At 64.1% G+C, this 12239-nt stretch carries 14 protein-coding genes; 8 read left to right on the top strand and 6 right to left on the bottom strand.

Features of this window, described 5'->3' with window-relative positions; translation table 11 throughout:
• Window positions 1–62 precede the first annotated feature (62 nt).
• From bluB to C9427_RS26990, 3 genes are all read left to right on the top strand, one after another.
• A complete protein-coding gene (bluB, locus tag C9427_RS27000; RefSeq protein ID WP_107652104.1) occupies window positions 63–698 on the top strand; it encodes a 5,6-dimethylbenzimidazole synthase in 636 nt (211 codons plus the stop codon).
• A 105-nt stretch (window positions 699–803) separates the two neighbouring features.
• Complete coding sequence (gene ndk, locus C9427_RS26995; RefSeq protein ID WP_010915217.1) at window positions 804–1226, top strand: nucleoside-diphosphate kinase; 423 nt, start codon at window positions 804–806, stop codon at window positions 1224–1226.
• A gap of 136 nt (window positions 1227–1362) precedes the next feature.
• The gene (locus C9427_RS26990; protein WP_107652103.1) at window positions 1363–1968 is read left to right on the top strand and encodes a class I SAM-dependent methyltransferase; all 606 of its coding nucleotides are present in this window, start codon (window positions 1363–1365) and stop codon (window positions 1966–1968) included.
• Window positions 1969–1978: 10 nt separating this feature from the next.
• Here C9427_RS26990 and C9427_RS26985 read toward each other — a convergent pair whose 3' ends face one another.
• From C9427_RS26985 to C9427_RS26960, 6 genes are all read right to left on the bottom strand, one after another.
• Window positions 1979–2740, bottom strand: a complete 762-nt coding sequence (locus C9427_RS26985) for a YbaY family lipoprotein (RefSeq protein ID WP_107652174.1) — start codon at window positions 2738–2740, stop codon at window positions 1979–1981.
• Window positions 2741–2818: 78 nt separating this feature from the next.
• Entirely contained in the window at window positions 2819–3301 is a 483-nt protein-coding gene (locus tag C9427_RS26980; RefSeq protein WP_107652102.1) for a molybdenum cofactor biosynthesis protein MoaE, read from the bottom strand.
• Between the two features lie 2 nt (window positions 3302–3303).
• Window positions 3304–3561 (bottom strand): molybdopterin converting factor subunit 1, encoded by a 258-nt coding sequence (gene moaD, locus C9427_RS26975; protein ID WP_107652101.1) that lies wholly within the window; start codon window positions 3559–3561, stop codon window positions 3304–3306.
• Between the two features lies 1 nt (window position 3562).
• Window positions 3563–4159: a CDP-diacylglycerol--glycerol-3-phosphate 3-phosphatidyltransferase gene (gene pgsA / locus C9427_RS26970; protein ID WP_097573323.1), complete on the bottom strand. Its 597-nt coding sequence runs from the start codon at window positions 4157–4159 to the stop codon at window positions 3563–3565.
• A 98-nt stretch (window positions 4160–4257) separates the two neighbouring features.
• Entirely contained in the window at window positions 4258–6318 is a 2061-nt protein-coding gene (gene uvrC, locus C9427_RS26965; RefSeq protein WP_107652100.1) for an excinuclease ABC subunit UvrC, read from the bottom strand.
• Window positions 6315–7079 (bottom strand): SDR family oxidoreductase, encoded by a 765-nt coding sequence (locus C9427_RS26960; RefSeq protein ID WP_107652099.1) that lies wholly within the window; start codon window positions 7077–7079, stop codon window positions 6315–6317. Before C9427_RS26960 ends, uvrC begins: the two co-directional genes overlap by 4 nt.
• Window positions 7080–7489: 410 nt before the next feature.
• Between C9427_RS26960 and C9427_RS26955 the strand changes: the two genes are divergently transcribed.
• The 5 genes from C9427_RS26955 (at window position 7490) to C9427_RS26935 (ending at window position 12227) form a co-directional block, all read left to right on the top strand.
• Window positions 7490–8143 (top strand): outer membrane protein, encoded by a 654-nt coding sequence (locus tag C9427_RS26955; RefSeq protein WP_107652098.1) that lies wholly within the window; start codon window positions 7490–7492, stop codon window positions 8141–8143.
• A 279-nt stretch (window positions 8144–8422) separates the two neighbouring features.
• Entirely contained in the window at window positions 8423–9355 is a 933-nt protein-coding gene (locus C9427_RS26950; RefSeq protein WP_107652097.1) for a sugar ABC transporter substrate-binding protein, read from the top strand.
• Between the two features lie 66 nt (window positions 9356–9421).
• Entirely contained in the window at window positions 9422–10477 is a 1056-nt protein-coding gene (locus C9427_RS26945; protein WP_245437183.1) for an ABC transporter permease, read from the top strand.
• 5 nt (window positions 10478–10482) lie between these two features.
• A complete protein-coding gene (locus tag C9427_RS26940) occupies window positions 10483–11277 on the top strand; it encodes an ATP-binding cassette domain-containing protein (protein ID WP_107652096.1) in 795 nt (264 codons plus the stop codon).
• Entirely contained in the window at window positions 11274–12227 is a 954-nt protein-coding gene (locus C9427_RS26935; RefSeq protein ID WP_107652095.1) for a cyclase family protein, read from the top strand. Before C9427_RS26940 ends, C9427_RS26935 begins: the two co-directional genes overlap by 4 nt.
• Window positions 12228–12239: the final 12 nt, after the last annotated feature.

Genomic DNA, 12239 nt, shown 5'->3' with positions numbered 1-12239 from the left:
GCGCCGTAGTGACTTTTCCCTACTGCCCTACTCCCCTACTCCCCTACAAAGGCAGCGACGCATTGACGCCAGGTCCGCAATTCCCCGACGATTTTCGCGCCGCGCTGGTCGATCTCTTCCTGTGGCGCCGGGATGTCAGACGGTTTGAACCGACGCCGCTTCCGGAAGGCGCGCTGGGGCGGCTGCTCGGCCTCGCCAGCCTTGCGCCCTCCGTTGGGCTGAGCCAGCCTTGGCGCTTTGTCGTGGTCGAGAGCCCGGAGCGCCGTGAGGCCGTCAAAGCCTGCTTTGAACGCTGCAATGCGCAGGCCTTGGCATCGTTCTGCGGCGAACGCGCCACGCTCTATGCGGGCCTGAAGCTCGCCGGCCTGAATGAGGCGCCTTGTCAGTTCGCGGTTTTTGCCGATCACGCAACCGGGCAAGGGCACGGGCTCGGCCGCATGACAATGCCCGCCACCATCGAGTACTCGGCGGTGATGGCGGTCCACACACTGTGGCTGGCGGCGCGCGCCGAGGGCCTAGGCATGGGCTGGGTCTCAATCCTCGATCCGGTCGAGATGGCGACGATCCTCGACACGCCGCCGCAATGGACACTGATCGGCTACTTCTGCCTCGGTTACCCCTCGCAGCAGCGCAACGTGCCCGAACTGGAACGAGAGGGCTGGGAGGTCCGGCGACCTCCCATCATCATGGTGCGCTGATCCACTACTGGCGCGAGTCTCCCGCCGCGGGCCTTGGCAATGGGCCGGGCGGCTTGTATAGAGCCCGCCACCTCAAGTTCCATTTCTCATCACAAGGACCATCGCATGGCGCTCGAACGCACCTTTTCCATGATCAAGCCGGACGCGACGCGGCGCAACCTTACCGGCGCCATCACCAAGATGCTGGAAGATGCCGGCTTGCGCGTAATCGCCTCGCGCCGGGTGTGGATGAGCCGCCGCGAGGCGGAAGGCTTCTATGCCGTCCACAAGGACCGTCCGTTCTTCGGCGAACTGGTGGAGTTCATGTCGTCCGCACCAACCATCGTGCAGGTGCTGGAAGGCGAGAACGCCATCGCCAGGAACCGTGAAGTGATGGGCGCCACCAATCCCGCCAATGCCGCCGAAGGCACCATCCGCAAGGTGCATGCGCTGTCCATCGGCGAGAATTCCGTGCATGGCTCCGACGCGCCGGAAACCGCCGCGCAGGAGATCAAATACTGGTTCTCGGACACCGAGATCGTCGGCTGAGCCGGCATCGCCAAATCCGATCGAAAAGGCCGGCGTTTCGTCGGCCTTTTTGTTGGAATGCCGAACCGTCCGCACTCCCGCTGAGATCTCGGCTACGATAAGGTAGGTTGGGACACAAGGTGGAACCGACCCGACCATGACCAGCGCCATTCCCGGCTTCTTCCAGGGCACGGAGATGCCGAACAGCGGCTGGTGGGAAGCGCTGTGGCCCGACCCCGCAGGCGTGCTCTCTGCAACCGGGCTGACGCCAGGCATGGATGTGGTCGATCTCTGCTGCGGCGACGGCTGGTTCACCCTGCCGATCGCGAGGATGGCCCGCCACGTTATCGCCATTGATATCGACGCCGGTCTGCTCGAGATCGCCCGGCGCCGGCTGATCGACGCCGGCGCGGCCAATTGCGAATTCATCGCCGGCGACGCCTACGAACTCGCCAGCCTGGTATCTCGACCGGTCGACTTCGTCTTCATGGCCAATGCCTTCCATGGCGTGCCTGACCGGCCGCGGCTGGCGCGCGCCGTGGGCGCGACGCTTGGCCCGGCCGGGCGCTTTGCCATCGTCAACTGGCACCAGCGGCCGCGCGAGAAAACCACGGTGCTGGACGAGCCGCGCGGGCCGAGGACCGAACTGAGGCTGTCTCCGGAACAGACCATCGCGGATGCCGAGGCTGGCGGCCTGAAACTTTCGGAACTGGTCGAGGTGCCGCCCTATCATTATGGGGCGGTGTTCGGGCAACCGGCCTGATGGCGTCTGCCTAGCTCGCGGCGTTGAACCGCAAAATATCTCGGCCGTCCTTGTCGGCGATGGTAAGCTTGCCAGCATCGACATGGTAGGACGCCGCCTTGGCCAGTGCCTCGAACAGCGCTTTCTCTTCGGCCATGATATCGGGCGCGCAGGCCTTGAAGGTCGAGCCGATGCCACTGACGGCGATCGTCGAGCCATCGACCTTGGCGGTGGCGAAGTAGACGTTGCAGGGGCCGCTGCCGCCGGCCTTGCCGTCCTCGCCGATCCTGAACGTCGCCTGCGGCTCTGAAATCACGCCGATGCCGTCGATATATTCGACAAGCCAGCTCTGCCCGAACACCGCGGCCGGCTTGTCGCTCGGCGTCACCATCTTCAGCATGACCGTCTGCGGTGCGTCGCTCAGCGGGTCGACCTGATGGCGCGTGTCAGAGATGAACATCAGCCGGTCGTCTACGGTGATGCGCGCCTGCAGCGCATAGATCATATTGGGCCGGATCACCTGGGGATCGAAGCTGATCTCGAATTTTATCGGCACCTGGCCGGCCGGCGCCACCTTGCGTTCGCCGAGGATCGCCGCCGGCGCGTCGGCCAGCGACACATCGGCAAGCTGGACCGAGAGCACGGCGTTGGGCGGCAGCGCGATGCGCTCGCGATACAGCACTTCGCCCTTCAAGACTTTCTCTGCGGCGACAGACGGCTCCGGAACGGCCAGCATGCCGACGACCAGCGGCACGAAACCGAAGATGAAGAATTCGGCGATCCTGTCCAGCACGATCCTGCTCCCCATGGCACACCAAACCGGGCAGAAGGTCTCGCAGGATTGCGGTGGTTCCGTGACAACCGCGCAGCACTATTCGTGCGTAGGCCCCTTCCAGCGGCTTGCGGCTACCTCATCGCTCTCCTTGGCGTCGACCCAGCCGCCTTCCGAGCCGTCGCCACGATGTTCCTTCTTCCAGAAAGGCGCGCGCGATTTCAGATAATCCATCAGGAAGTTCGCCGCCTCGAATGCGGCCTGCCGGTGCGCGGAGGCCGCGACCACCAGCACGATGTTCTCACCGGGACGGACCTTGCCATGGCGGTGGATGACGGTCAGCCCCTGCAGCGGCCAGCGTTCGGTTGCCTCGCCGGCGATACGGGCGATCTCGGCCTCGGCCATGCCGGGATAATGTTCGAGTTCGAGTGCCGAAAGCCTGCCCGCTTCATCGCGGCAGAGGCCGGAGAACGTCACAACGGCGCCGATGTCGGCGCGGCCTTGCGTCATCCTGGCGATCTCGGCGGCGATATCGAAATCGCCGGCCTGGATGCGCACGACAGGCACGACCGCGGCCGCCATTTTCAGCCACCTGTCATCGGCGGGAATAGCGCGATCTCGCGCGCGCCTGATATTTTCTCGCGGTGCTCGACATGTTCCTGGTTGATGGCGACGCGGATCACATCGGGATATTGCAGCGCATGCTCGTATTCCTCACCGCGCGATTTCAGCCAGCGCAGGAGGTCGGCGACTGTCTCGATGCCATCAGGCAGGTCGACATCCTCCTGCGGCTTGCCGATCCGCTCGCGCACCCAGGCGAAATAGATGAGCCTCGTCGACATGCTACTCATCCATGATGTGCTTGAGGCCGGCGCGGAAATAATCATAGCCGGTGTAGAGCGTGACAAGTGCGGCGATCCACAGCAGCACCAGGCCGGTCTGCGTGGTCAGCGGGAAGATCTTGTCGCCGGCAGGTCCCGCCAGCAGGAAGGCGATGGCGACCATCTGGATGGCGGTCTTCCACTTTGCCAGTTGCGTCACCGGCACCGAGACCTTCAGTGCCGCTAGATATTCGCGCAGGCCCGAGACCAATATCTCGCGACACAGGATGATGATCGCCGCCCACAGCGACCAGCCGGCGATGCCCGCATGGCGATCGGTGTCAGCCGCCAGCAGCAGCAGGCAAGTTGCGACAAGCAACTTGTCGGCGATCGGGTCGAGCATCTTGCCGATATTCGAGGTCTGCTGCCAGGCGCGCGCCAGATAGCCGTCGAGATAGTCGGTGATCGAGGCCAGCAGGAAAATGATAAGCGCCGACCAGCGGGCGAAGTCGCTCGACTTCAGATGTCCCTCGAGAAAGAAGCACAGCACGACCAGCGGCACCGCGATGATGCGGGCGTAGGTGAGCATGTTGGGCAGGTTGAACGCGCGCTGGGCCATATTTTCGAAACTCTTTCTGCCTGCCTACTCAAATCAGAAGCGAATGTGGGGGGTCAACAGGCGAGAGTCGATGGACCAACCGAAAATAGCCGAATCCATCAGCTCTCGTGAAAATGATTGTAGACCAGCTTCGCCACCTGCTCGGAGATGCCGTCGACCACCAACAAATCCTCGATCGCCGCCCGGCTGACCGCCTTGGCGGTGCCGAAATGCATGAGCAGCGCGCGCTTGCGGCCGGGACCGATGCCGCTGATCTCGTCGAGTGGGCTCTTGACCATCTCCTTCTTGCGGCGGGCACGGTGTGAGCCGATGGCAAAGCGGTGGACCTCGTCGCGTAGCCGCTGGACGAAGTAGAGGACGGGATCTCGCACCGGCAGCGAAAACGAGTCCCTGCCCTTGACGAAGAAGCGCTCGCGGCCGGCGTCGCGGTCCTGGCCCTTGGCGATGCCGATGGCCACGACGCGATCCTCGATGCCGAGATCGGCAAGGATCTTGCGCACCGCCGTCATCTGGCCCTGGCCGCCGTCGATGAGGATGACGTCGGGCCAGGCCGGAAAGCCGCTGACGTCCTCGATGTCGTCTTCCGCCTCGCCCGTGGTCTCGGCGCTTTGCGGCGTATCGCCATGTTCCTTCAGCAGCCTGGAGAAGCGCCGCTCCATCACTTCACGCATCATGCCGAAATCGTCGCCCGGCGTGATCTCGGTCGAGCGGATGTTGAATTTCCGGTACTGGTTCTTCACAAAGCCTTCCGGTCCGGCAACGACCATGGCGCCGACGGCGTTGGTGCCCATGATGTGCGAATTGTCGTAGACCTCGATACGCACCGGCGGCTTCGCCAGGCCGAAAGTCTCGGCAAAACCGGTAAGCAGCCGCGCCTGCGTCGAGGTTTCGGCCAGCCGGCGGCCGAGCGCCTCGCGGGCATTCTGCAACGCATTGTCGGCCAGGTCCTTCTTCTCGCCGCGCTGCGGCACCGAGATCGACACTTTGCGGCCGGCGCGGGTGGAAAGAGCCTCGGCCAGCAGTTCCTGCTCCTCGACGGCGTGCGAGAGCAGTATGGCGCGCGGCGGCGGCTTGTCGTCATAGAACTGCGCCAGGAACGAGCCCAGCACTTCCGATCCCTCCAGCGCCGGATCGGCCTTGGGGAAATAGGCGCGATTGCCCCAGTTCTGCCCGGTGCGGAAGAAGAACACCTGGATGCAGACCTGGCCGCCTTCCTGATGGATGGCGAAGACATCGGCCTCGTCGACGGTCTGCGGGTTGATGCCCTGATGGCTTTGCACATGTGAAAGTGCCGCCAGCCGGTCGCGATAGATGGCGGCGCGCTCGAAATCGAGATTTTCAGAGGCCTGCTGCATGGCGGCGGAGATTTCCGTCTTCACCTTCTGACTGCGGCCGGAGAGGAAATCCTTGGCCTCGGCGACCAGCTCGGCATAGCCGGTGTGCGAGATCTCGCCGGTGCAGGGCCCGGCGCAGCGCTTGATCTGGTAGAGCAGGCAGGGCCGGGTGCGGTTTTCGTAGAAAGAGTTGGTGCAGCTCCTCAGCAGGAAGGCGCGCTGCAGCGAATTGATGGTGCGGCCGACCGCGCCCGCCGAAGCAAAGGGGCCGAAATAGTCGCCCTTGCGCGAGCGCGCGCCGCGATGCTTGTAGATGCCGGGCGAGACATGGTCGCCGGTGAGCAGAATATAGGGGAACGACTTGTCGTCCCGCATCAGCACATTGAATCTTGGCCGCAAGCGCTTGATAAGATTGGCTTCGAGCAGCAGCGCTTCGATCTCGGTGCGGGTGACGACAAATTCCATCGTCGCCGTCTCGCGCACCATGCGGCCGATGCGGCTGGTGTGGAAACGGCCCTGGGCGTAGTTGGTCACCCGCTTCTTCAGGCTGCGCGCCTTGCCGACATAGAGCACGTCGCCGGCGGCGTTCATCATGCGGTAGACGCCGGGCGCATTGGGCAGCCGCTTAACCAGCGTCTGGATGACCTCGGCGCCGACCATGCCGTCGGCATCGCCGGCATGCGGCGTCCAGTCGATGGCGGTGAAGGCCACATCCGGGCCGGCCGGCGTGACGATCTCCTCGACAGCCTCGTCCTCGAGATCGACATCGGGGGGCAAGTCGTCAGCGGTGCCGCGTGTCTTGGGTTTCTGGTCTACGGGACTCATTCCACCATGCCTGTCACATCCGGCGTCTGCCATGCAAGGTGCTGGCCGCCATCGAGCGCGATCATCTGGCCAGTGACCGAGCGCGCCGCCCAGAGATAGCGGATGGTGGCGCCGAATTCCGGCAATTCCGGGCCGCGCTTCAGGATCAGGCCGTCGACCTGCTTGTCGAAATCATGGTCTTCCTGGCGCATGTTCTTCAGCGTCGGGCCAGGACCGATGGCGTTGACGCGAATGCGCGGTCCCAGCGCCTGCGCCAGCATCTGGGTTTGCGTCCACAGCGCCGACTTCGACAGCGCATAGGAGAAATAGCGCGGCGTCGGCCGCCAGACGCGCTGGTCGATCATGTTGACGATCAGCCCCTCCTGCCCTTGCGGCAGCGCGCGAGCGAAGGCCTGCGCCAGCAGCGCCGGCGCCTTGACATGGATGGCGAAGTGCCGGTCCCAGGCAAGCCAGTCGAAATCCTGAACCGTATCGTTTACGAATAGCGAGGCGTTGTTGACCAGCAGCGTGACAGGTCCGAGTGCCGCTTCGGCGCGGCCGATCAGGTCGCCAACCGCTGCCATGTCGGTCAGGTCGGCGGCAACCACTGCGGCGCGGCCATTCTGGCCCTTGATCTTTTCCGCCAGCGCCTCAGCCTCGGCTCGCGAGCGGTTGCAGTGAATCGCCACGGCAAAACCGTTTGCGGCCAGATCCTCGACGATCGCCTTGCCGATCCGCTTGCCTCCACCCGTTACCAGCGCCGTTCCTGCGGCCTTGTTCATCCTGTCAATCCTTAATCGGGGCTCCGATTTCAGCCCGCCGGCAAAATATGGCCGGCCAAGGGTTAAATGCCGTTCGTACCTTGGGCAGCATTGTGGCAAAGCGGCCGGACCGGTCTTTCGACTCCGGCCGGGACTCGGCCTGCCGGACCGCAATATAGGGTGCTGGACTCCTTGCACCAAGCGGTGTGCAGCGCAGCATGGCAAAGCCTCCTGACACCATCTGTTGCGCGGATGCAACGTCAAGGTTCGGCCTCATTCGTGCCGGGGAATGACCCAAGTTCAGGTTCGCTTCAGCCGCATTTTGACACGACATTTGGAACCGTAGAGCGCCAGACCCGTTTCTCCCCCCGGACGGGTTGAGGGCGCTCGTAAAAGCAAGCCTGTGCCTGTGGCTTAAGGAGTAAAGAACAATGCAAGCCAATCTTAAATTCGCGCGACCGCTGGCGGTAGCGCTTGGGCTCTTCGCCCTCAGTGGAACCGCCTATGCCGCGGACGTCGTTTCGGAAGAGCCGCCGGCACCGTCGGCGCCGATCGAAAGCCTTCCCGTCGCTTCCTGGGCCGGTCCCTATGCCGGTGTAAGCGTCGGCTACGGCTTCAGCGGCCATGCCGATGCCAAGGATGTCGGCGTCGACGTCGGCACCAAGGGCTTCGTCGGCGGCGTCTTCGGCGGCTATCAGTGGCAGCAGGAGAACTTCGTTTACGGTGCTGAAGCCGATCTCGGCTACACCGATGTCAAGGGCGACGATGCTGGCATCGAGTCCAAGGGCGGCTTCGAAGGCTCGCTGCGCGCTCGTCTCGGCTACTCGGTCACCCCTGAGATCCTGCTCTACGGCACCGCCGGTGGTGCGCTCAGGAACCAGAAGATCGAAGCCGCTGGCATCAGCGACACCAACACCATGCTCGGCTGGACGGCCGGTCTCGGTACTGACATCAAGATCACCGACAATGTGTTCGGCCGTGTTGAATATCGCTACACCGATTTCGGCAGCAAGGACTTCGACGGTATCGGCAAGGTCAAGTCGACCGACAACCGCGTCACCTTCGGCGTCGGTATGAAGTTCTAAGTCGTTCAAGCCACGACACGAAAAAGCCGGGCCTCGCGCCCGGCTTTTTTTGTGCCCTTGTGCGACGTCCGCCTTTTTGACGTCCTCTTTTCCGCGACGCCCGCCGCACTCCCCTCTTCCCAACCCCCAACGAAATTAGCCGTTGCTCCCAATCAAGGCTTATGGCTATAGTTAGTACGTGGCTCGCACGAACAAACAGTTCGATCTGTGACGACGTTCAGCCGAGGCTGAGAAGGTCAAGTTGCGGGCAGGAACACTCGGTCAAAAAAGGGGAATGCAGTGAACCGCTTTCAGAAATTCTCGACCGCGGCGCTCGTCGCGGCATCCTTCGCGCCGGCCGCACTTGCCGCCGATGACAAGCTGACGATCGGCATCGTCACCTTCTCGACGTCCGATGTCGACACCAACCAGATGGTCGACACCATGACCAAGGAGGCCCAGTCCAAGGGCTGGACTGTGGAAACGCTCAACGCCAATGGCGATCCTTCGCAGGCGATCACCAGCATCAAGCAGTTGGCGACCAAGAAGGTGAACGCTATCATCGTCACGGTGTTCGATTCGACCGGCCTCGCCGCCGGCCTGCAGGCGGCGGCGGATGCAAAGATCCCGGTGCTTTCGGCCGGCGGCGGCATGGCCGACGGCATCGCGCTTTCGGCAAGCACGGGCGCCGCGCCGCCGCTGCTCGAATTGATGCTGAAGGACATCGGCAACACCGGGACCGTGCTCGACCTCACCTATCATCCCGGCATCCCGTGCCGTGAGCGCGCCGACGCCTTCGACGCGGCGGTCAAGGCCAATCCGGGGCTGCAGGCGACCTCGCACGAGATCAGCATCCCGGGTGCTGCCGAATCCTCGCAGGCCGCGACCAGCGCCTGGCTTGCCGCCAATGCCAACGCCAAGGGGCCGTTCGCGATCTTCAACTGCTATGACGACAACGCCATGGGCGCGATCGCCGCGTTGAAGCAAAACGGCCGCAGCGACGTGAAGGTCTATTCCTTCAACGCCACGGCGCCCGCCGTGCAAGCGGTCAAGGACGGGACGATGACCGCCACGCTCGGCGTCGACCTGACCTCGGCCGGCAAGATGCTGGTCGACCAGATCCCCGACATATTGTCGGCCGGGGACAAGTGGCAGCCGAAATCCTTCGTGCCGGGCTACACGCTCGTCACCAAGGACAATGTCGACCAGTTCATGAAGGACAATCCGCAGTAAGCCTTGCAGATTGCGGATCTGGCCGGGCCAGCCCGGCCAGATCGAAGTCCGATCATGAGAGCCGCCATGCAAGCTGACCATTCACTGCCTGAAACCTCCGCTCCGGCAGAGGTGCCCCGCGCCTTGCCGTCAACGCAAGCCGGATATCCGTCACCCGGCGCGCGCGAACGGCGCGCCATGCTGATGCGCCTGCTCGGCACCTACGGCACCATCATCGTATTGGGCTCGATGCTGCTGATCTTCTCGGTCCTGCAACCGGGAACCTTCGCCACGATCGGGAATTTTCGCAATATCATCAATGACATGGCGATCGGCACCATTGTCGCCGCCGGCCTCACCGTGCCGCTGGTGGCCGGCGATTTCGACCTCAGCATCGGCTATGTCGCGAGTTTCTGCGGGCTGCTCGTCGTCGGGTTGTTGAGCTTCAGCGGGCTGTCGATCCCGCTCGCCATCGTCCTTGTCGTCGGCCTCGGCACGCTGATCGGCATCGTCAACGGCATCGTCGTGTCCAAGATCGGCGTGAACGCCTTTATCGCCACGCTCGGCACCGGCACCATCGTCGTCGGGCTGAACTACGCCTATTCGGGCGGGATTCCGCTGCAACTTACGCAGAGCCGGGAATTCACCAATATCGCCATTGGCCGCATCGCAGGGGTGCCGCATCTGGTCATCATCATGGCTGTGGTGCTGGCGCTGCTATGGGTCATCCTCAACCGGACGGTGCAGGGCCAGCACATCAAGGCGATCGGCGTCAGCCCGGAATCGGCGCGCCGTGCCGGTGTCGCAGTCGATCGCAGCCGCATCGTCGCCTTCGCCATCGCCAGCACCTGTGCTGCCATCGGCGGCGTGCTGATGGCTTCCAATCTCGGCTCCGGCCAGGTGACGGCAGGCGACGGCTTCATGCTGACCTCGTTCTCGGCCGCCTTCCTCGGTTCGGCGGCGCTCAGGGAAGGTCAGTTTCACATCTTAGGCACCTTGATCGGCGTGCTGACGGTCGCGGTCGGCAACAATGGGCTTGCCATGATCGGTGCGCCGATCTTCACCCAGTTCCTGTTCACCGGTTGCCTGCTCGTCGTCGCCGTGGCGCTCGGCGGCATCGGCCGCCGCTACGGACGGGGGTGAGCGAGATGGCACAATCAACGCTGCTTTCGCTCCGCCACATCTGCCGAAGCTTCGGCGGCATCCAGGCGCTGGACGATGTTTCGCTGGATATTGCCAAGGGCGACATCGTCGGCCTGGTCGGCGACAATGGCGCCGGCAAGTCGACGCTGATCAAGATCCTGGCCGGCGCGCATGATCCGACGTCCGGCGAGGTGATCTTGGAAGGCCAGCCGCGAAGACTGTCGCCGCCCGCCGAGGCGCAGCGGCTCGGCATCGAGACGGTCTATCAGGATCTGTCGCTGATCGGCACCTTCACTGCCGCCGAGAATTTTTTCCTCGGGCGCGAGCTCGCGCTCGGCCGCGGCCCTGCCCTGCTGCGCTGGATCCGCCTGAAATCGATGGGCGACACCGCGATCAAGGGTCTCGATGAATTGCACATCGACATCCCCGGCGTGCGCTCAAAGACGGTCGAGCGCATGTCGGGTGGCCAGCGCCAGTTGGTGGCGATCGCGCGCGGCGCTTTCTGGGGACATAAGCTGCTGTTGCTCGACGAGCCGACGGCGGCACTCGGCGTGCGCGAATCGCGCGAGGTGCTCGACCTCATCAGGAGGCTCGGCGCCAAGGGGCTGACCATCGTCATGGTCACCCACAATCTCGATCACCTCTGGCAGGTCTGCAACCGCGTTGTAGTGATGCGCCGGGGCCGCAAGGCCGCCGATCTTCCGAGCGCCGCCACCAACATGGAAGAGGTGGTCGCCTACATCACCGGCGCCAAGGAGGCGATGCCGGCCCGCGCCACCGCGCTGGAGGCCGGCGCATGAGGGCAACCGACGCAATGACGCTCAACCGGCTGCTGGCCGATGCGCCCAACCGCTGGGGCCATTGGGGCGCCGACGACGAGATCGGCGCGCTCAACTACCTGACATCGGACGAGGTCAAGCGCGGGCTCTCGGCGGCGCGCGACGGCCGCACCTTCACGCTCGGCGTGCCGATCGCCACCCACGAGGGCGACCCGGTGTTTCCCGGCCGCTGGCCGGCCAAGCATTTCATGGTTGCCGACAAGGCCGGCTTCGTGAATGGCCATTGGCAGCCGCTCGCCGGCGGTCTCGAATTCGCCGACGACTATGTCACCGGCTTCGCCCAGGCCGGCACGCATTGCGACGCGCTCGGCCACATGTGGTTCGACGACAAGCTGTGGAACGGATTCCCAGCCAGCAGCACCAATGGCGGCATGACCAGGGCCGGCATCATGCCGATCGCCGAGCGCGGCATCGTCGGCCGCGGCGTGCTGCTCGACGTCGCCCGCTTCCGCGGCAAGCCGGCGCTGGAGCGCGCCGAGACCTTTACGCATCACGACCTGATGGAATGCGCGCGGGCGCAAGGCGTCGACATCCTGCCGCGCAGCATCCTGCTTGTCCGCACCGGCTGGGTCGGCGCGCTGGCGGCGGGGAGCGTTGGCGACGATTATTGGGAACCGGGCCTGACCTTCAGCCTAGAACTGGTGCGCTGGTTCGACGAGATGCAGATCCCGAACCTGGTCACCGATACGCTGGCCAATGAGACCACCTACGAGCCGAAAACAGGCCTGATGCTGGTGCTGCACGCAGCACTGATGCGCAATCTCGGCATAGTCTTCACCGAAATGGCGTCGCTAGACGCGCTGGCCGCCGACTGCGCCGAGGATCGCCGCTACGAAGGTTTCTACTGCGTGAGCCCGGCCAAGGTCAGCAAGGGCACGGGCGGCTCGGCAAATCCAGTGTTCATCAAATAGAACCCAACAAGA

Origin of the sequence: Mesorhizobium helmanticense (genome assembly GCF_003034915.1) — a bacterium.
Taxonomy (GTDB): domain Bacteria; phylum Pseudomonadota; class Alphaproteobacteria; order Rhizobiales; family Rhizobiaceae; genus Mesorhizobium; species Mesorhizobium helmanticense.
The sequence above is the reverse complement of the archived record's forward strand: the minus strand, read 5'-3'. Positions and strand labels throughout refer to the sequence as shown.

Coding starts and splice junctions, on each gene's coding strand:
- ndk (WP_010915217.1), top strand. CDS start 804: ATGGCGCTCGAACGCACCTTTTCCATGATCAAGCCGGACGCGACGCGG.
- C9427_RS26990 (WP_107652103.1), top strand. CDS start 1,363: ATGACCAGCGCCATTCCCGGCTTCTTCCAGGGCACGGAGATGCCGAAC.
- C9427_RS26980 (WP_107652102.1), bottom strand. CDS start 3,301: ATGGCGGCCGCGGTCGTGCCTGTCGTGCGCATCCAGGCCGGCGATTTC.
- moaD (WP_107652101.1), bottom strand. CDS start 3,561: ATGTCGACGAGGCTCATCTATTTCGCCTGGGTGCGCGAGCGGATCGGC.
- pgsA (WP_097573323.1), bottom strand. CDS start 4,159: ATGGCCCAGCGCGCGTTCAACCTGCCCAACATGCTCACCTACGCCCGC.
- uvrC (WP_107652100.1), bottom strand. CDS start 6,318: ATGAGTCCCGTAGACCAGAAACCCAAGACACGCGGCACCGCTGACGAC.
- C9427_RS26960 (WP_107652099.1), bottom strand. CDS start 7,079: ATGAACAAGGCCGCAGGAACGGCGCTGGTAACGGGTGGAGGCAAGCGG.
- C9427_RS26955 (WP_107652098.1), top strand. CDS start 7,490: ATGCAAGCCAATCTTAAATTCGCGCGACCGCTGGCGGTAGCGCTTGGG.
- C9427_RS26945 (WP_245437183.1), top strand. CDS start 9,422: ATGCAAGCTGACCATTCACTGCCTGAAACCTCCGCTCCGGCAGAGGTG.
- C9427_RS26940 (WP_107652096.1), top strand. CDS start 10,483: ATGGCACAATCAACGCTGCTTTCGCTCCGCCACATCTGCCGAAGCTTC.
- C9427_RS26935 (WP_107652095.1), top strand. CDS start 11,274: ATGAGGGCAACCGACGCAATGACGCTCAACCGGCTGCTGGCCGATGCG.